A 17952-nucleotide genomic window follows, 5' to 3' on the forward strand; every position below is an offset into this window, starting at 1 on the left:
CATGGCCTTGATTAACGGCTTGCATCGGCGCAACATCCGAGGCGACCTGCTCGGAGGCCTGACGGCAGCCGTGGTGGCCCTGCCCCTCGCCCTGGCCTTCGGCAATGCGGCCCTTGGGCCAGGCGGCGCCATCTATGGCCTTTATGGCGCCATCGTTACCGGTTTTCTGGCGGCCCTGCTCGGGGGGACCCCCGCCCAGGTCAGCGGACCCACCGGACCCATGAGCGTCACCGTGGCGGGCATTGTGTCCAGCCTGGCTGCCGTCGGAATCAGTCGTGACCTGAGTGCCGGCGAGATGCTGCCGCTGGTGATGGCCGCTGTCGTTATCGGTGGTGTATTTGAAGCCCTGCTCGGGATACTGCGGCTGGGGCGCTTCATCACCCTGGTGCCCTATTCGGTGGTCTCCGGCTTCATGTCGGGGATCGGTTTCATCATCCTGGCCCTTCAGCTCGGGCCTTTCATCGGGGTGAGCACCCGGGGCGGCGTCATTGCATCGCTGCAGTCGCTGATCAACGCACCCAGCTGGAATCCAGCAGCTCTCGCCGTTGGATTGATGACGCTGGCAGTGGTGTTCCTCACCCCCTTGCGCATCCGTCAATGGGTGCCAACGCCTTTGCTGGCGCTGCTGATCGTGACTCCATTGTCGCTGCTGTTGTTCAACGACAACCGGCTACTTGATCTGGGCGTTGAGCCCATCGCCCGCATCGGATCAATCCCCGAAGGGGGCTTGCAACTCGTCCTTCCTGATTTCAGCCGGCACCTGCCGGAGCTGGTGAAAGCAGGCATGGTTCTTGCCCTGCTCGGGGCTATCGACTCGTTGCTCACCTCGCTGGTGGCCGACAACATCACCCAGACCAACCATGACTCCAACCGTGAACTGATCGGCCAGGGCATTGCCAACACAGCTGCCGGACTCCTGTCTGGGCTCCCCGGTGCCGGAGCCACGATGCGAACGGTCATCAACATCAAATCCGGAGGTCAAACGCCCTTGTCGGGCATGACCCATTCCCTGGTTCTGCTGCTCGTGCTGCTGGGGGCAGGACCTCTCGCAGCGCAGATCCCCACGGCACTACTGGCGGGAATCCTGATCAAAGTCGGGCTCGACATCATCGACTGGGGCTTTCTGCTTCGGGCCCATCGCCTGTCGGCGAAAACGGCCGCACTGATGTACGCCGTGTTGTTGATGACGGTGTTCTGGGACCTGATTTGGGGGGTTCTGGTGGGGATGTTCGTGGCCAATCTGTTGACCGTGGACGCGATCACGCGGTCTCAGCTGGAGGGGATGGAAGAAGACAACCCTGCCGATGCCAAGGATGCGCTGCACGCCAATCTCTCCCCAGAGGAGGAGGCCCTGATCCTGCGCTGCGGCAAGGCCCTGATGCTGTTCCGTCTGCGCGGCCCCCTCAGTTTTGGAGCCGCCAAAGGGATCAGTGCGCGGATGGGGTTGATCCAGAGCTACAAGGTGTTGATCCTTGACCTCACCGACGTGCCTCGCATCGGGGTCACAGCAACGCTGGCGATCGAACGCATGGTTGAGGAAGCTCAATCAGCAGGACGCACGCTGTTCATCGCCGGGGCCAATCAGGCCCTCGAGCAACGGTTGCGGCAATTCGGTGTAGAGGGTGTACTGCGGCCTTCCAGGCTGGATGCTTTGCAGGAGGCCGCTCAGCTGATCTGACTGATGTCCACCCCACACGAGTGCATGCGCACATCCTCAGGACTGACCAGCTCTCCCTCCAGCGCCTTCACTTCGGCCTGAGCAAGCACTTGCAAGCGCTGCACAATCACATCCCGCGGGTAGCGCTCCTCGCACAGCACCCAGTACAGCCCGAAGTGGCGGGCTTCACTCGCCAGCAGATCGCGATAAAGATCCCTCAACTGCGGATCCGGACTGTGCTCCGCCAGCAAAGCCATGCGCTCATGGCTGCGGGCTTCGATCAAGCCAGCCACAAGGAAAGAATCGAGCATTCTTTGCGGCTCGCCTTTGCGGATCTGTCGGGCGAGTTCCGCTCCATAGCCCGGGGAGGGAATCGGTTCCAGGTAACGCCCCCGTGCCTTGATCAGCGCCAGAACCTGCTCGAAGTGCTCAAGCTCTTCCCGCGCCAGAGGGCTTAGAGCTTCACCCAGACCGGGCTCGCAGAGGTAGCGAAACATCATCTGCACAGCAGCCCCAGCAGCTTTGCGTTCGCAATGGGCGTGATCGATCAGCACCTCCATTGGCCGGGCATTGGCCTGCTCCACCCAGCTCCCACTGGTGGGGGCAGCCAACCAGCGGATCGACGCGACCGTTTTCTGCGGCACGGTGAGGGTCATGCGCTCGGCCTCAGGTGGCTGAGCAATCCTTTCAAAGCAAGGCTGTAGCTCGCTGGTCCGAATCCGCAGACGACACCGACGGCGCACTCGGAAAGAAACGAGTGATGGCGAAAATCTTCCCGAGCGTGGGTGTTGCTCAAATGAAGTTCCACGTAGGGGATTGCAACGCCGGCAAGGGCATCGCGAATCGCGATGGACGTGTGGGTGTAAGCCCCAGCGTTGATCAGGATTCCATCGCTACGCCCCATCGCCTGGTGAATCCGATCGACCAGGGCACCTTCGAAATTGCTTTGGAAACAGTCCAGTTGGATTGATTCTTGCTCCGCCTCTCGGGTCAGTGCTGCCTCGATATCAGCCAGAGAGGACTGGCCATAGATCCCTGGCTCACGCTGGCCCAACAGGTTCAGATTTGGACCGTTCAGCAGCAGAACGTGCATGGCTGGAGGCCGCCTCAGTTCGCCAGATCGTATCGAGATCGTGGGGAAGGACACACCGACTGGTAAGTTCTTGCGGTGTGGTTCGGGTCGGTGCCCGAGTGGTTAATGGGGGCGGACTGTAAATCCGCTGGCTCTGCCTACGTTGGTTCAAATCCAACCCGGCCCATCCTCCACATGCCCTTGTAGCTCAGCGGTAGAGCACTCCCTTGGTAAGGGAGAGGTCTCGAGTTCAAGTCTCGACAAGGGCTTACTTCCTCCCCTCGGCACCAGGGGAGACTTCTCTCGAACCGAGGACAACTGCTGATTGCAGACCAAGACCTCGGCTGTCGGCTGATCCGAGGATCCAGAGCACGGAACTGTCGGGCTCCAGAGAGAAGGGCAAGTGTTCTGAGCGACTGCGGTTGATCAGAACCCGTAGGCCATCCGCGACTCCCTCCAGTCCGTCTGTTCCATGGACTGACCACTGCAGGCCATCCCGACGCAGAGCTCCATGGGCTCGACGAAGTTCAGCGAGCGATTGAATAAAAGGACGTAGATCTGCTGTCCAAGGGACATCCCAGGGATAGGCCTCACGGCAGGAGGGGCCAGGCCCGCCAGATGGACCTGGTTCAGGACCACCTGCAAGAGCAGCCTCTGTCCCGTAGTAGATGCAGGGCGCTCCTGGGTGAAGAAAGAGCAGCAACAGTGCCAACTTCAAGGCAGCCAAGTCGTTGCTGAGGCTGTGAAGCGCTCGGGGGACGTCATGGCTGTCGAGCAGATTCATCTGAGCCCTGTTCACCACATCCCGATAGGAGCTCGCTGTCGTCGTCCAGATGGTCAACAGGGCCTGGCCATCAAGGGGATCAAGGGGGTACTCAGGGTTGCGATAGTCCCGGCGCAGCGTCTCACCGGCGGCCCAGCAAATGCTGCTCCAACCAAGCCGGTAATTCATCACGCCATCGAAGTGGTCGCCCTGCAGCCAGGCCGTTGCATCACCCCACACTTCTCCAACAATCCAGGCATCCGGGTTGGTGGACCGCACCATCTGCCGGAACTCCACCCAGAAATCGGCAGGGACCTCTGCTGGAACGTCGAGACGCCAACCATCGATCCCACGTTCAAGCCAGTGACGGCCGACCGCCAGCAGATGCTCCCGGACACCAGGGTTCCCATGGTTGAACTTGGGCAGATCAGGCAATGCCCACCAGCAGTCGTATCCGCAGTCCTCGCCTTCCGCGGGATAGGGCTGGAGGGGCCAACGGTGCACATGGAACCAATCCCGGTACGGCGAATCCGCACCGTTCTCCACCACGTGATGAAAGGCCCAAAAGCCTCGGCCGCAATGGTTGAACACACCATCAAGAACCAACTTCATGCCGCGCTGATGCACAGCGTCGATGAGTTCCGTGAGAGCTGCGTTGCCCCCCAGCAGAGGATCAACCTCGAAGTAGTCGTAGGAGTGATATCGATGGTTGGCGGCTGAGCTGAAGATGGGCGTGAGATAAAGGCAGGTGATGCCCATGGCTTGCAGCTCATCGAGAGCATCAATCACGCCATAGAGATCCCCGCCCTGAAATCCCTCTTCCCGAGGGTCCGTCCCCCATGGCTTCAGGGCGAGATGACGCTGCGCATTGACCCGATCACTGCGCCGGAAACGGTCGGGAAAGATCTGGTAGAGCACCGCATCGGCAACCCAAGCAGGTGGGTCTCGAAACGGAGTGATCGCTCCCAAAACCTTTGCAGTCAGCCAACTCCTGGCTAGCAGGAGAGAAAGACATTGGCCATGGCTGAACAGCCTCTTCTTCTGGCCCTCGATCAGGGCACTAGCAGCTCCAGGGCTGCACTGTTCAGTAGCTCGGGGGATCTGGTGATCAGCGCCAGTGCACCGCTGCCAATTTCCTACCCCGCTGATGGATGGGTGGAACAGGACCCGATGGCGATTTGGACCAGCCAGCGACAGGCCCTGGTTCAGCTCGACGCGAAGCTCAGCGATGGACAGCGCAAGGCGGTGGTGAGCTGCGGCATCACCAACCAACGGGAAACCACGGTGCTCTGGCGCCGCAGCAGCGGCCTCCCCTGCGGACCGGCCCTCGTCTGGCAGGACGGCCGTACCGCCGCCATCTGCGAGGCCTGGAAACAGCAGGGCCTGGAGCAGGAGTGGTGCCGACGCACGGGCTTGCTGCTCGACCCGTACTTCAGTGCCAGCAAAATCCGCTGGATGCTCGATCACTACGACGACGCCCAATCCGCCGCGGCCAGCGATGACCTCTGCTTTGGAACGGTGGAGAGCTGGCTGCTGTGGCAACTCACCGGCGGCCAGCGCCACGGCAGCGACATGAGCAATGCCAGCCGAACGCTGTTAATGGATCTGGAGCAGCAGCGCTGGGTGGATGACTTCCGAACCCAGACAGGGCTACCTGCCAACGCTCTCCCGGAGCTACTGCCCTGCCGCGGTGAGTTCGGACGCATTGCATCAGATCTTCCTTTTGCAGGCCTGTCGATCCAGGCGATGCTCGGCGACCAACAGGCCGCCACCCTTGGCCAGCTGTGCTTGCAGCCCGGGGAAGGAAAGTGCACCTACGGGACGGGGGCGTTTCTGGTGATCAACACCGGCGACGTCCTCCGCCGCTCGGATGCGGGTCTGCTGAGCACCCTCGGCTGGACCGATGCCGCCGGCACGCCCAGCTTCTGCCTTGAGGGGAGTCTGTTCAACGCCGGCACCGTGATCCAGTGGCTACGGGATGGGCTGCAGATCATTGATCAGGCCGCTGAGGTCAACGACTTAGCGCTTTCGGTGCCGGATTCTGGAGGTGTGATGCTCGTGCCCGCCTTCACCGGCTGGGGAACACCGCACTGGGATCCCCAGGCTCGCGGTGTTCTGGTGGGCCTCACCCGTGACAGCGGGCGTGGTCACATCGCCCGTGCGGCTCTGGAAGGAATTGCCCTATCTGTAGCGACATTGGTAGAACTCGCTGAACAGGCCCTCGGCACCAGCCTGGGGGAACTGGCCGTGGATGGTGGCGCTGCTGCCTCCGATCCCCTCTTGCAAGCGCAGGCGGATTGCACCGGTCTGACGGTCCGGCGGCCCGCCAGCCTCGAGAGCACCGCACGGGGGGTGGCGCTGTTCGCAGGACTTCAAGCCGGGGTGATCAACAACCTGGAGCAGCTCGCGACCGCGCGGAGTGACGGTGCGGAACTGTTTCAGCCACAGATGGATGAATCCCAGCGCAGCAGCTGGCGCGCACGCTGGCAGAACGCCGTGTCCAGAAGCCTTGGGTGGCATGGCTGATCAACAGGTGGACCTGCTGGTTATCGGGGCTGGTGCCAGTGGCGCGAGCGTGGCCTACGAGGCCACGCGGCGGGGCCTCAACGTGGCCCTGCTCGAGGCCGGAGATATCGGAGGTGGCACCAGTTGCCGCAGCACGAAGTTGCTCCATGGCGGGGTCCGCTACCTGGAGCTGGCCTTCAAAACCCTGGATCTGGCCCAACTGAGGCTGGTGAGGGAAGCCCTGCTCGAGCGGAGCCACTGGTTGACACAGGCGCCGTTTCTGGCCCGGCGACTCGAACTGGCCCTGCCCACACAACAGCTCTGGGGACAGGCCTATTACCGCCTTGGGCTGGGAATGTATGACGCCCTGGCAGGTCAGCGGAGCATCGGCCACAGCCGACTGCTGTCTCAGCAGCAGATGCGTCAGGCCCTGCCTCTGATGAAGGCATGTCAAGGCGGCGTGGCCTACAGCGATGGGCAGTTCGACGATGCCCGCCTCAACCTGCTGCTGGCTCTCACGGCGGAGCAGCGGGGGGCAACCCTGCGCACCCGTTGTCGGGTGGTGCAGCTGGAAACCGACGGAACGGGCCAGCTCAAGGCAGCCATCAGTGAATCCGTAACGGGCCAACGGGAGCGCTGGTGCGCCTCGGCATTCGTGAATGCCACGGGCATTCGGGCAGATGAAATCCGGCAGATGGCGGACGCTGATGCCCCACCACGAATGCTCACCAGCCGTGGAGCACACATCGTGCTGGAACAGAACCTCTGCCCAGAGGGCCTTGGGCTTCTGGTGCCATCCACCGCGGATGGACGCGTGCTGTTCATGCTCCCCTTCCACGGCCGCACCCTGGTGGGGACCACGGATGAAGCCTGCACGAAGGAGAGCGCCACATCCCCCTCACCGGAGGAGGAGAGCTACCTGCTCGACTACGTGCGTGAGTGGTTTCCCCAGCTCCAGCATCCGAAGGTGAGCAGCCGTTGGGCGGGGGGACGACCGCTGCTGAAGCCCGCGGACCAGGGCATGGACAGCAGCCGTGTGGTGCGGGAGCACGAGGTGGAAACCCTGGCCTGCGGCCTGGTGAGCGTGATGGGTGGCAAATGGACCACCTGCCGGCCCATGGCCGAAGACACCCTGGCCGCGGTGGAACGCCAGCTCGGCCGGGCGCTGCCCACCCCTGAACCGATGCCGCTGCGAGGGGCAGCGGAGTCATTGCAGGCAACCCTGGACGGCCTGCAACGCCAGAAACACCAACTCGAAGCCCTGCTCCCCGACACCGCTCTAAGGGCCGCGCAAGTCGCCCATCTCCAAAGCACCTATGGCTTGGAGGCAGTGGCCTTGATCGAACCCTCCGAGCCCAGCCGACGCGAGCCCCTCAGCTCGGTGATCCCCCTCTGTGCAGCCGAACTGGACCACGCCATTCAGCGGGAACATGCACGCAGCAGCAGCGATGTGCTGGCCCGCCGCTGCCGGCTGGCCATGGTGGACCTGGACGATGCCGAACGGCTCAGGCCCCAGGTGGATGCCCTCCTGGATCAAGCCGGCGTCGTGGCGGGCTCCACCTCCCCGATCAGCCACCAATTGAATCCGTAGGGCGGAAGATTCACGAACCACTCCGCTGCGGCGGGAGGGAACTCACAACCCCACATCACCTCACGGGTGCGCTCGCCGTCCCACTCCGATAGATCAAGACTGAGGGATGCTCCGGCTGCGGTGACATTGGCTGCCACCAGCACAGTCATCGCCTCGGTGCAGCGGAGATAAACCAGCACCCCGGGGTGGGGGCTGTGCAACAACCGGAAGCTTCCATGCCTCAGCGCTGGAAGGAGACGGCGGCAGGTGAGCATGCGCCGATGCCAGTTCAGTAACGACCCCGGCAGCTGCTTTTGCACCTCCACATTCACCACGCGGTAGTCATATCCGGGAGCTGTGATCGGTGGCAGCACCAACAGCGGATCGGGGGCGGTCGAGAAGCCACCATTGCGTGCCGGCGTCCAGGCCATCGGCGTGCGGTTGGGATCACGGTCCCTTAAACCAGGCCAATCACCCATGCCCAGTTCATCGCCGTAGTACAGGCAAGGCATTCCAGGAAGGCTGTACAGAAGACCATGCAGCAAGCGGTTGGAGCGCGGATCGCCGTTGAGGAGGGGAGCCAGGCGTCGGTTAATCCCCCAGTTCAGCCAATGCCCCTGCCCCTGGGGCAAGCCCACCCGGATGGTCTGAATCACCTCATCGCTGATCAGATGACCATCCCCGAGCCACAGTTCATCGTGGTTGCGCAGCGGCAAAGCCCAGCGAGGACCACGCACCGCCTGCTCGGCCTGCATCAGGCACTCTCCAAGCTGCTGAGTGCGACCACTGGCAATAGCTGCGAACAGATGGGCGGTGAGAACGAAGTTGAACGCACCATGCAGTTCGTCATCCGCCAGGTATGGAGCAGCCTCTTGCACCGGCTGAATCGCCTCTCCCAGCAACAGCACGTCACGGTCATGCCGATCCACCCGTTCCCGCAAACGCTTGAGGAAGGCGTGGGTCTCCGGCAACCCTTCACAACGGCTGCCCTCTGACTCGAACAGGAACGGAACCGCATCCAAACGGAAACCGTCCACACCGCGCTCTAGCCAGAAGTCGACAACCTCCAGCATCGTGTCTTGCACCCAGGGATTCTCGTAATTGAGATCGGGCTGATGACGCAGGAATCGGTGCAGGTAGTACTGCTCGGCAACCGGATCCCACTCCCAATTCGAGGCCTCGAAGTGCCTGAACAGAACTGGTGCCTCGGCATAGCGCTTGGGGTCGTCACTCCAGACGTAAACATCCCGTTCCGGACTTCCCTGAGGAGCCCAGCGGGCTCTCTGGAACCAGGGATGAAGGTCACTGGTGTGATTGAGGACCAGGTCCAAAATCACCCGCATTCCCTGGCTGTGGGCCGCCGTGAGGAACCGATGGAATGAGGCGAGATCACCCAGATCCGGATGGATTCCGGTGAAATCAGTGATGTCGTAACCCCCGTCCCGCAGGGGAGACGGATAAATCGGCGTCAGCCAGAGGGTGTTAACCCCCAACCAACGCAGATAGGGCAACCGCGCCGCAAGCCCCTTGAAATCACCAGTGCCATCGCCATTCCCATCGGAATAACTCCGAACGATCAACTGGTAGATGACCGTCCCTGACCACCACGGAAGCTCTGGGGTCATCCCCCGGTTGCAGATTCACCACTGCTAGACCCGACTGGCCTGATCGTCAGCCCCGTGCCCCTCACCCAAACGCAACTGAGCCGGATGCAGGAGCTTGTTGGAGCTGGGCTGACCCGTTCCCTGGCCTGGCGCCAAGAGCAATTGCAACGCCTCTCAGCCCTGGTGGAGGAGCATGAATCAGAGGTGCTCGAGGCACTCGCCGCCGACCTCGGGAAACCACCGACCGAAGCCTTTTTTGAACTGATCGCTCTGCGACAGGAGCTCAAGCTCACCGGCCGGCAGCTGGAGCGATGGATGCGTCCGCGTCGAGTCGCGGTTCCCCTCTCACTCCGCCCAGGTCAGGCCAGGGTTGTGCCGGAACCACTCGGATGCGTTCTGGTCATCGGCCCCTGGAACTATCCCTTTCAACTGACGCTACGGCCGTTGATCAGTGCTCTAGCTGCTGGCAACACGGCCGTGCTCAAACCCTCGGAACACGCTGGAGCCATTGCTGATCTCATTGCGCGACTGATCCCTGAGCACTTCGAACCCGACGTGGTGCAGGTCGTCCAGGGGGATGGGACTGTGGCTGCAGACCTGGTGGCCATGCCCTTTGACCACATCTTCTTCACAGGTGGCGGCAGCATCGGACGGAAGGTGCTGGAAGGAGCCGCTGCCCACCTCACTCCGGTAACCCTGGAACTGGGGGGCAAGAGCCCGGCAATCGTTCTCGAAGGTGCCGACCTCAAGGTGGGGGCCCGACGCTTGATCTGGGGCAAGGGGATTAATGCCGGGCAGACCTGCATCGCGCCAGACCATCTGCTGGTGGAACCCGAACTGCGTTCGCCCCTACTGAAGGCGATGGCAGAGGCCAGAACTGAGATGTATGGCGACGACCCTCTGACCTCGAAACAGCTGGGGCAAATCATCAATGAGCGGCAGTTCAATCGGCTGGAGCAGCTTCTAGAAACAGCCAGAGCGGACGGCCGAATTCTGATCGGAGGCGAAATCAGCCGAGGGCAACGGCGCATCGCGCCCACCGTGATCCGCGTGGATGACCGCAATGATCCGCTGATGGCGGAGGAACTGTTCGGTCCGCTCCTACCGGTGCTGGTGCTCGAGAACCTCACTACAACGCTTCAGGAGATCCGCAGAGGCCCCAAACCGTTGGCGCTGTATCTCTTCGGAGGTGATGAGGCCCAGCAGCAACAGGTGCTCACCACCACGAGTTCAGGCGGGGTCTGCCTCAACGATGTGGTGATGCAGGCCGGCGTGCCCCAGCTGCCCTTCGGCGGTGTTGGCGCCAGCGGGATGGGGAGCTACCACGGCCAGAGCGGCTTCGACACGTTCAGTCATCACAAGGCGGTGCTTAAACGCCCATTCCGGTTTGATTTCAAGCTGCGTTACCCGCCCTACAAGGTTGATCTCAATCTGCTGAGGCGGCTGGCTGGATAAAGCGAGGCGACATCCATCACATCCCTGCTGCAGCAAGTGCTCTGGGGGGCTGGCGCTTTACGTCAAGCACCGTATCTTGCAGGGATCTACCGGAGACGAATGCGCCGTACCGCTCTTGCCGCCCTTCTTCTGACGGCTTGGCTCCCTCTGTCAGCCACAGCTGCCTCGGTGACGGTGCGATCCGGCGAGACGCTCTCGGATATCGCTGACCGCTACGGCGTCAGCGTCGGCACCCTGATGCGGATGAATGGGATCCGCAACCCAGACCTTGTCCAAGCCGGTAGTCGCTTGCAAGTGCCAGGCCCCACCGTGACGGCGGGCTCTGGACGCCATCGCGTCAACAGCGGTGAGACCCTCAGCAGCATTGCCAGCCAGTACAGGGTCCGTGGTCGCGACCTGATGGCCCTCAACAACCTGCGTAACGCCAACCACGTGGAAGTCGGTCAGACCCTGCGACTCCCCAGCAACGCAGTCATGCCGCGCCCGGCCTTCAAGCCAGTGGCCGTAACCCCGATCACGGGAGCCACCGAACACACCGTTGCCAAAGGGCAAACTCTTACGCAGATCGCCAAGGCCTACAAGCTTCCAGTGGCCAGCCTGATCAGCATCAACGAGCTCAGCGACCCCAACAAGGTGGAAGTGGGAACGCGCCTTTATCTGACGGATCCCTCCTTCCAGAAACCCATCAGCACGCAATCCCAACCCGTACAAACCCAACCGGTGGCAACCGCCATCAAGCCAGTTGTGATGGTGAAGCCAAAGGTTCAAGCCAAGGCCAAGCCTGTGGCAGCCAAGCCGGTGCAAACCAAACCAGGGCAGACCCAGAAGCCTGCTCCCAAGGCCAAGCCGGTCCAGGCCGCCAAGCCCCAGCAGACCCTGGCCAAATCGGCTGACTGGCGCACCTACGGTCCGCTCCAGGTGGACTGGGCCAACTGGCAGCCCATGGGCGGCAGTCAGGTGGTGCCCACTCTCAATGCCAAGGGTCAGGCTCTGTACCTGGCCGTGAATTGTTCCGCCAAAAAGATCAATGCCACTGGTGCCGATGGGAGCTGGAAAGTCTGGGAGGCGCCGAAGAACCGGTTCGAAAAAGACTTGGTGAAGGATCGTTGTCAGGCCAAGGCCTGACTCAGGCGGCGTAATCGAGCGGCCAGGGGGAATCCAGAAATCTCCGGCCGCTCTCACGGAGGTACAGCCTTTGAGCGCCGTCATTGCTTTCCTGAATCAACTCCTCCTGCACGAGCCGACGGGCCAACCAGGTCCAGCGGTCATGGCGTCCGGGTTCATGCAGGCCCAAGTGCTCACCCAGGCGCCGCATCTCCGTACCGTCCTGCTCCGCCAGATGGGCCAGCAGTGTTTCAACCTGTGCGGACCAGTCCCGTCGTTTCGGTGCCTCCATGCAGCGATCACAACGACCACAGGGAGACACCAACTCACCAACGGCGAGCAACAGGGCCTGTTCTCGACACATCTCACCCTCCGCGACAGCCTCTATCCGACGCAGCTGTTGCTGCGCCAGATCCAACCGCCGACGGTCCTCCAACGCGTCACTGCCCCGGGCTGAGGCCTGCATGGCCCAACCCAAGCTGGTGCGATCTCCCGGGGAGAACAGCACATGGCAATGGGCCGGCTGGCCGTCTCTGCCGGCGCGACCTGATTCCTGCAGATAGCCCTCCGGCGTAGCTGGCAGATCAAGGTGGAGGACAAGACCGACATCTCCACGGTCGACTCCCATCCCGAATGCCACTGTTGCCACGAGGACCGGCCGCTGATGCTCGAGAAACAGCCGTAAGGCCTGTTGCCGGGTCTGCGGATCCAGACCGGCGTGATACGGCGTTGCGGCAACCCCTTGATCACTGAGACGTTCCGCCCACTGCTCCACGGAACGACGGGTGCGGGCATAGATCAGCGCTGCACCACGCGACCTCTCCAGCGCCTCTAACACCTGGGGCATGGGATCCCGCGGGCGCCGTTGCATCGTGTAGTGGAGGTTGTCCCGGCGGGCCGAGCTCACCTGCACAAGCGGCCGACGCAGATCGAGCAGACGAATGATGTCGGCACGCACCCGCGGGGCTGCCGTCGCGCTCAGGGCCAGCATCGGGACCCCTGGGCAGAGGCTGCGGATCTGGCCAAGGCGGCGGTAATCGGGGCGGAAATCATGCCCCCAGGCACTGATGCAGTGGGCTTCGTCCACCGCGAGGGCCACAAGACGCCCCTCCATGGCATGGCGTTCCAGCATCAGCCGGGTCTGCTCACCCTGGAGGCGTTCCGGCGCGATGTAGAGGAGACGGAGCGTGGCATCCCGCAGCTGCTCCAAGGCCTGCTGGCGTCGAACCGGATCCAGACCGGCATGCAGACAGGCCGCAGCGATCCCCCGTCGCTGCAGCGCCATCACCTGATCCTCCATCAGAGCAACCAACGGTGAGATCACCACCACCAGCCCTTCGCGCACCAGCGCTGGAAGCTGATAACAAAGCGATTTCCCGCCGCCGGTGGGCAGCACCGCCAGCGCATCCCGTCCCTCCAGCACGGCATCCACCACGGGCCGTTGCCCGGGGCGAAAGCCATCCCACCCGAAGTGGGTCTGCAGAGCACGCTCGAGCGAAGCCAGAACACACCAGATGTGGAGGCTTCAGATTATCGAGCACAAGATCTGGAGTCAGGGCATCGGTGGGGGATCCAATTGATCTGGAGCCTCCTCCACCAGCTGCAACCGCACCCGCTTTCCTCCAGCAAGCTCTCCCAGCGACACCCGTAGCGTGGCACCACTGAGGGTCTGCAGGGCGTTCAGCACATCGCGCAAGTAGGGCGTACTACTTCCGCTTTCGACCCATAGGCGCTCCTGAAGACCGCCCAAACGCCGCCAGGAGGTGTGCAGCTTGAGTACAGCCGACTCAAGGGCCTGGGCCTGGCCTACAGCATCAGCCAAGAGGCCGAGGGCATCCAGGCGCTGGGCCTCTTGCATGGCACGGTCGAGATCCAGTTCTCCCTGCTGAAAAGCCCTCACGGCAATGCCCGACTCCGTTGCCTTGGTGATCCAACGGGCCGTGCTGGTGACGTCCTTGATGCGGTCGAGTTCGGGCTCATCGCGAAGCACCTTGCGCAGATCCTCCTGCTGCGGCTCCGGAAGCTTGGCCAATTCACGGACCAGTGGAGCCACAGCACGGGGTGGCAGCAGATTTTCCTGGGTGCGTTGACGAATCTCTTCCGGCAGCAATGGACTCGTGGCCGCCGTGAATTCATCGGTGAGACGACGCACCTGCTTTCGGGTGATTTCCTGACCTTCGTTGGCGGCCTCGGAAATCATCAGCTGAACTTCTGGAACCGCCTGGGCGGTTTCCATGAAGGCCCGCTTGGAGAACTGATTCACACTGCTCTCCTCCAGGGTGCCGTCGCTGAGCATGCTGTCGGCGGATTCCGCCAGTTGGATCAAGCCATAGGCACGGGTCTTGCTGATTTCTTGTTCCCTCAGCCACTGCAGAAAGCCAGCTCCCCGACCCTCACCGCCACGCTTTTCCTTATCCCGCACGGCACGGAGAATGCGACCCCGCCAGATCTCAGTCTGCAGATCAAAGCGGTCGCAGACGGCCCAGGCCTGTTCCAGGCGGGCCAGAAATTCCATCGTGCTGATGTCGTCCCGCTCTGGGTCCGGCAAATCCAGTTGAAGCAGAGACGGATCGGGATCAGGTGCGATGGAACTGTTCAAAGGGACGCCAACAACGAAGGGACGACATTCTGTGACGTAGCGGTGATATGCATCCATTCAGCGAGATACGCTCCATTTGCATCTCCTAATGCCCAGCGATGGCGATCACCCGCGGCGCCAAGGTGCGCATCAAGCGTCCAGAGTCTTACTGGTTCAACGAAGTTGGCACTGTTGCCACAATCGACACTTCGGGAATCCGCTATCCCGTTGTGGTCCGCTTTGAGAAGGTCAACTACAGCGGCCTGCAGGGCGTTGATGGCGGCATCAACACCAACAATTTCGCTGAGGCGGAACTCGAGCCGGCCTGAGGCCGTTGCCTGAACTCCCTGAAGTCGAGACGGTCCGTCGGGGACTGGCAGATCGTCTTGTCGACTTCAAAATTGAACAAGTTGAGGTCTGCCGACCGAGAGCCATAGCGAGCCCAGGAGGCCCTGACGCCTTTGTCCACGGTCTATGTGGCTCAACAGTGGGCGACTGGCAACGCAGGGGCAAGTACCTCATGGCATCCCTGAATCCCCATGGCGGCGTTTGGGGCGTTCATCTGCGCATGACTGGCCAATTTCAGTGGCATGAGCAGCCCACTGATCCGTGCCGACACACCCGTGTTCGCCTCTGGAACGCTGCAGATCAAGAGTTGCGCTTTGTTGATGTGCGCAGCTTCGGGGAGATGTGGTGGGTTCCTCCGGACCAGGCGGTTGAAGACGTGATCAGTGGCTTGACGCGACTCGGCCCTGAACCGTTCAGTCCAGAGTTCTCTGCCGCTTATCTGAAGCACAAGCTCAAGGGCAGCAGCCGCCCGATCAAAACAGCTCTGTTGGACCAGGCCCTGGTTGCTGGAGCTGGCAACATCTACGCGGATGAATGTCTATTCGCGTCAGGAATCGCTCCCTTCACGCCGGCAGGCCAGCTGAAGCTCGACCAACTGGAGAAGCTGAGGGATGCCTTGGTCAATGTTTTGACCATCAGCATTGGAGCCGGTGGAACAACCTTCAGCGATTTCCGCGATCTTGAAGGCGTCAATGGCAATTACGGGGGGCAGGCCTGGGTCTATCGGCGTGGAGGGGAACCCTGCCGCAGCTGTGGAACACCAATTAGCAGGGAAAAGCTGTCCGGTCGAAGCACCCACTGGTGCCCACAGTGTCAGGGCTGATTGGGAAGCGAAAGCCCGCGGAGCGACTCCCGATAGGGCGGGCGAAGCACGCCGAACTCTGTGATTAACCCCGTCACCAGGTGAGCTGGTGTGATGTCGAATGCAGGGTTCCAAGCCTGGGCCCCAGGAGCCGCAACCGACAGACCTTGAACATGGGTGATCTCCTGGGCATCGCGTTCCTCAATCGTGATGGCATCCCCATCGGGGGTGGCCAGATCAATGCTGCTGCCAGGTGCACAGACATAGAAGGGGACGCCATGGGCTTTGGCGACAAGAGCCAGGTTGTAGGTCCCGATCTTGTTGGCGACATCGCCATTGGCGGCGACACGGTCACAGCCCACCATCACGGCGTCCACCTCGCCCCGACGCATCAGCAATCCGCTGGCTCCGTCGACAATCACCGTGCAGGGCACCCCCAAACAACCCAACTCCCAGGCAGACAGGGCAGCCCCTTGCAACCGAGGACGCGTCTCATCCAGCCAGGCATGACGCAAAACGCCATGGGCGTAGGCGGCAGAAATCACACCGAGTGCCGTACCAACCCCTGCGGTAGCGATCGCGCCGGTATGGCAATGGTGCAAGACCCGACACCCCTGACTCAACAAAGAAACGCCGTGGTCGACCAGTCTTTGGGTCAGCAGGCAATCCTGTCTCTGAAGCTCAGCGGCCACAACAGCAAGCGACTCGCAGTTAACCGAACCGGTGGATGCAAGGACCGACTCCATTTTTTTGAGAGCCCAGCCCAAATTGACGGCGGTTGGTCGCGATGCTCTGAGGCCTCGTATGGCACTCGAGAGGTCATCCCCGGCCTGCGCAGCAAGAACGACACCCCATGCCGCAGCAATGCCGATCGCGGGAGCACCACGGACGGCCATGGTCGAGATAGCGGTAGCCACCTCGTCCCATGTCTTCAGCTGCATAAAGACAACGGACCCAGGCAGTTGTCGCTGGTCGAGCAACTCCAGGTGTGTTCCGGTCCAGCGAAGACTGGGAGGAAGTATCAATGCAGAGCGGCCTCTGTTTCCTGTATAGAAGAAGAAGGGATCCCCGGACTGTGAGGACCAGCCGAACGCAACGGGACCAACTGGTTCAGGCCATCAAAGCCCTTCACATCCGCGGATGGTGCGACGGCACAGGGGGAAATTTCAGTGTTGTGCTGCAGCATCAGCCACTGCAGCTACTGATGGCGCCCAGCGGTGTGGATAAGGGCCAGGTCAGTGCAGATCAGCTGATTGTGGTTGATCAAACTTGCAATGTCTTATCCGGAGAAGGCAATGCCAGCGCAGAAACTGCGTTGCATCTCCGCATTGTTGATGCAACTCAAGCAGGAGCTGTCCTGCACACTCATTCCGTGCCGGGCACGGTCCTCTCCCGTCAGTACGAAAACGATGGAGTGATCACATTGGAGGGGTGGGAAATGTTGAAAGGGCTGCATGGCATCAACACCCATGCCACCAGCGTCAACATCCCTGTGATCAGCAACAGTCAGTCCATGCAGGATCTAAATAACGCCATCAGCCCCTCACTTGCATCAGCGCCGTGCGGATTCCTTGTAGCTGGCCACGGCCTCTACGCCTGGGGGGAAAGCCTAGAGACCAGCAAACGACACATCGAAATTCTTGAGTTTCTGCTCAACGTGAAGTTGACCCAGATGATGATCAGACATCAATCATGAACCAACACCTCCTGCTCGATATCGAAGGCACGACTTGCCCAGTCAGCTTTGTCAGCAAGATTTTGTTCCCCTTCGCCAAGCGCGAACTGAGCAGTTATTTGATTCAGAATGAACACAACGGCTATCAAAGCCAGACGATCCAAAAGGCCAAGAAAGAATGGGCGGAGGATCAATCCGTGAAGAGCGTACAACTCAAAAAGCAAGTTAATCTTCAGCAAATCAGCGAAGTGGATGCCTTAACTCAGTACCTCGAGCATCTCATCGTCATCGACAAAAAGTCGACAGCACTAAAAGATATACAGGGTGAAATCTGGGAACTTGGCTACAGCAATGGGGAATTAAAGGCCGAGCTCTTCCCAGAGACAGTCGAATGCCTGCAGCAATGGCATCGGCAAGGAATCACGCTATCGGTGTATTCATCAGGGAGCATTCATGCACAGAAGCTTCTGTACAGATACACCTCGGAAGGCAATTTAGAGACGCTTTTTAGCCATTGGTTTGACACCCACACTGGAGCCAAGAAAGCCTCTCAGAGCTACACCACGATCGCCACTCAGATCAACAGCGCTCCTGAGAATATATGGTTTATAAGTGACAATGGAGAGGAATGCGACGCCGCAAGAAAGGCAGGAATAAAAACCCTCTTCAGCCTTCGAGATGGCAATCCTGATCGAGATCCCAGAGATCACGAGGTCATTCAATCGCTGCGCGAGGTTGGCAGGTATCTCGCAGCAAAAAAATAGACAACAAAAAAGCCACCTCAATCGAGGTGGCTTTTTCATGGTTGGCGATGGTGAT

The 17952-nt window shown here is 61.2% G+C and carries 16 protein-coding genes and 2 tRNA genes; 11 read left to right on the top strand and 7 right to left on the bottom strand.

Translation table 11 applies throughout. The features are described 5' to 3' along the window. The first annotated feature begins 1 nt into the window (after position 1). Positions 2-1678 (top strand): SulP family inorganic anion transporter, encoded by a 1677-nt coding sequence (locus DXY29_RS02585; RefSeq protein ID WP_115022682.1) that lies wholly within the window; start codon positions 2-4, stop codon positions 1676-1678. On the opposite strand, the gene DXY29_RS02590 is transcribed toward DXY29_RS02585, so the two are convergent. Both DXY29_RS02590 and aroQ read right to left on the bottom strand, forming a co-directional pair. Then, entirely contained in the window at positions 1666-2313 is a 648-nt protein-coding gene (locus DXY29_RS02590; RefSeq protein WP_115022684.1) for a tRNA-(ms[2]io[6]A)-hydroxylase, read from the bottom strand. The two genes, DXY29_RS02585 and DXY29_RS02590, sit on opposite strands and share 13 nt — an antisense overlap. Continuing rightward, positions 2310-2750 (bottom strand): type II 3-dehydroquinate dehydratase, encoded by a 441-nt coding sequence (gene aroQ, locus DXY29_RS02595; RefSeq protein ID WP_115022685.1) that lies wholly within the window; start codon positions 2748-2750, stop codon positions 2310-2312. Before aroQ ends, DXY29_RS02590 begins: the two co-directional genes overlap by 4 nt. Before the next feature lie 84 nt (positions 2751-2834). On the opposite strand from aroQ, the gene DXY29_RS02600 reads away from it, so the two are divergent. Continuing rightward, a tRNA-Tyr gene (locus DXY29_RS02600) sits at positions 2835-2916 on the top strand. A gap of 10 nt (positions 2917-2926) precedes the next feature. Then, a tRNA-Thr gene (locus tag DXY29_RS02605) sits at positions 2927-2998 on the top strand. Here the strand turns inward: DXY29_RS02605 and DXY29_RS02610 are convergent. Continuing rightward, complete coding sequence (locus tag DXY29_RS02610; protein ID WP_115022687.1) at positions 2998-4461, bottom strand: glycoside hydrolase family 13 protein; 1464 nt, start codon at positions 4459-4461, stop codon at positions 2998-3000. The two genes, DXY29_RS02605 and DXY29_RS02610, sit on opposite strands and share 1 nt — an antisense overlap. Positions 4462-4512: 51 nt before the next feature. Here DXY29_RS02610 and glpK point away from each other — a divergent pair, with 51 nt between their 5' ends. Both glpK and DXY29_RS02620 read left to right on the top strand, forming a co-directional pair. Beyond that, positions 4513-6018: a glycerol kinase GlpK gene (gene glpK / locus DXY29_RS02615; protein WP_115022709.1), complete on the top strand. Its 1506-nt coding sequence runs from the start codon at positions 4513-4515 to the stop codon at positions 6016-6018. Further along, complete coding sequence (locus DXY29_RS02620; RefSeq protein ID WP_115022689.1) at positions 6011-7588, top strand: glycerol-3-phosphate dehydrogenase/oxidase; 1578 nt, start codon at positions 6011-6013, stop codon at positions 7586-7588. Before glpK ends, DXY29_RS02620 begins: the two co-directional genes overlap by 8 nt. Here the strand turns inward: DXY29_RS02620 and DXY29_RS02625 are convergent. Then, positions 7531-9192 carry an alpha-amylase family protein gene (locus DXY29_RS02625; protein WP_115022690.1) on the bottom strand — a complete coding sequence of 554 codons (1662 nt, stop codon included), beginning with the start codon at positions 9190-9192 and terminating at the stop codon, positions 7531-7533. The genes DXY29_RS02620 and DXY29_RS02625 overlap by 58 nt on opposite strands. A gap of 54 nt (positions 9193-9246) precedes the next feature. On the opposite strand from DXY29_RS02625, the gene DXY29_RS02630 reads away from it, so the two are divergent. Both DXY29_RS02630 and DXY29_RS02635 read left to right on the top strand, forming a co-directional pair. Continuing rightward, entirely contained in the window at positions 9247-10626 is a 1380-nt protein-coding gene (locus DXY29_RS02630; protein WP_115022692.1) for an aldehyde dehydrogenase family protein, read from the top strand. A 99-nt stretch (positions 10627-10725) separates the two neighbouring features. Beyond that, positions 10726-11751 carry a LysM peptidoglycan-binding domain-containing protein gene (locus tag DXY29_RS02635; RefSeq protein WP_115022693.1) on the top strand — a complete coding sequence of 342 codons (1026 nt, stop codon included), beginning with the start codon at positions 10726-10728 and terminating at the stop codon, positions 11749-11751. 1 nt (position 11752) lies between these two features. Here the strand turns inward: DXY29_RS02635 and DXY29_RS02640 are convergent, their stop codons facing one another. Together DXY29_RS02640 and DXY29_RS02645 are read right to left on the bottom strand one after the other, a co-directional pair. Continuing rightward, on the bottom strand, positions 11753-13213 hold the full coding sequence (locus tag DXY29_RS02640; RefSeq protein ID WP_115022695.1) for an ATP-dependent DNA helicase RecQ: 1461 nt from the start codon (positions 13211-13213) through the stop codon (positions 11753-11755). 69 nt (positions 13214-13282) lie between these two features. After that, positions 13283-14386, bottom strand: a complete 1104-nt coding sequence (locus DXY29_RS02645) for a hypothetical protein (RefSeq protein WP_115022697.1) — start codon at positions 14384-14386, stop codon at positions 13283-13285. A gap of 41 nt (positions 14387-14427) precedes the next feature. On the opposite strand from DXY29_RS02645, the gene DXY29_RS02650 reads away from it, so the two are divergent. Together DXY29_RS02650 and DXY29_RS02655 are read left to right on the top strand one after the other, a co-directional pair. Further along, on the top strand, positions 14428-14637 hold the full coding sequence (locus tag DXY29_RS02650) for a photosystem I reaction center subunit IV (protein ID WP_115022698.1): 210 nt from the start codon (positions 14428-14430) through the stop codon (positions 14635-14637). Between the two features lie 5 nt (positions 14638-14642). After that, entirely contained in the window at positions 14643-15479 is an 837-nt protein-coding gene (locus DXY29_RS02655; protein WP_115022700.1) for a DNA-formamidopyrimidine glycosylase, read from the top strand. Here the strand turns inward: DXY29_RS02655 and mtnA are convergent. Continuing rightward, on the bottom strand, positions 15470-16483 hold the full coding sequence (gene mtnA, locus DXY29_RS02660) for an S-methyl-5-thioribose-1-phosphate isomerase (protein ID WP_115022701.1): 1014 nt from the start codon (positions 16481-16483) through the stop codon (positions 15470-15472). The genes DXY29_RS02655 and mtnA overlap by 10 nt on opposite strands. A gap of 50 nt (positions 16484-16533) precedes the next feature. Here mtnA and mtnB point away from each other — a divergent pair, with 50 nt between their 5' ends. Both mtnB and mtnC read left to right on the top strand, forming a co-directional pair. Then, positions 16534-17154 carry a methylthioribulose 1-phosphate dehydratase gene (gene mtnB, locus DXY29_RS02665; RefSeq protein WP_244279290.1) on the top strand — a complete coding sequence of 207 codons (621 nt, stop codon included), beginning with the start codon at positions 16534-16536 and terminating at the stop codon, positions 17152-17154. Next, entirely contained in the window at positions 17151-17897 is a 747-nt protein-coding gene (mtnC, locus tag DXY29_RS02670) for an acireductone synthase (RefSeq protein ID WP_115022705.1), read from the top strand. Before mtnB ends, mtnC begins: the two co-directional genes overlap by 4 nt. The last annotated feature ends 55 nt before the right edge of the window (positions 17898-17952 follow it).

Origin of the sequence: Synechococcus sp. UW69 (assembly GCF_900474185.1) — a bacterium.
GTDB lineage: Bacteria > Cyanobacteriota > Cyanobacteriia > PCC-6307 > Cyanobiaceae > Parasynechococcus.

Bases quoted from the DNA above. Each gene is read 5' to 3' on its own strand.
- glpK (WP_115022709.1), top strand. From the start codon at position 4,513: ATGGCTGAACAGCCTCTTCTTCTGGCCCTCGATCAGGGCACTAGCAGC.
- DXY29_RS02590 (WP_115022684.1), bottom strand. From the start codon at position 2,313: ATGACCCTCACCGTGCCGCAGAAAACGGTCGCGTCGATCCGCTGGTTG.
- DXY29_RS02645 (WP_115022697.1), bottom strand. From the start codon at position 14,386: ATGGATGCATATCACCGCTACGTCACAGAATGTCGTCCCTTCGTTGTT.
- DXY29_RS02625 (WP_115022690.1), bottom strand. From the start codon at position 9,192: ATGACCCCAGAGCTTCCGTGGTGGTCAGGGACGGTCATCTACCAGTTG.
- DXY29_RS02635 (WP_115022693.1), top strand. From the start codon at position 10,726: ATGCGCCGTACCGCTCTTGCCGCCCTTCTTCTGACGGCTTGGCTCCCT.
- DXY29_RS02650 (WP_115022698.1), top strand. From the start codon at position 14,428: ATGGCGATCACCCGCGGCGCCAAGGTGCGCATCAAGCGTCCAGAGTCT.
- DXY29_RS02585 (WP_115022682.1), top strand. From the start codon at position 2: ATGGCCTTGATTAACGGCTTGCATCGGCGCAACATCCGAGGCGACCTG.
- DXY29_RS02620 (WP_115022689.1), top strand. From the start codon at position 6,011: ATGGCTGATCAACAGGTGGACCTGCTGGTTATCGGGGCTGGTGCCAGT.
- aroQ (WP_115022685.1), bottom strand. From the start codon at position 2,750: ATGCACGTTCTGCTGCTGAACGGTCCAAATCTGAACCTGTTGGGCCAG.
- mtnC (WP_115022705.1), top strand. From the start codon at position 17,151: ATGAACCAACACCTCCTGCTCGATATCGAAGGCACGACTTGCCCAGTC.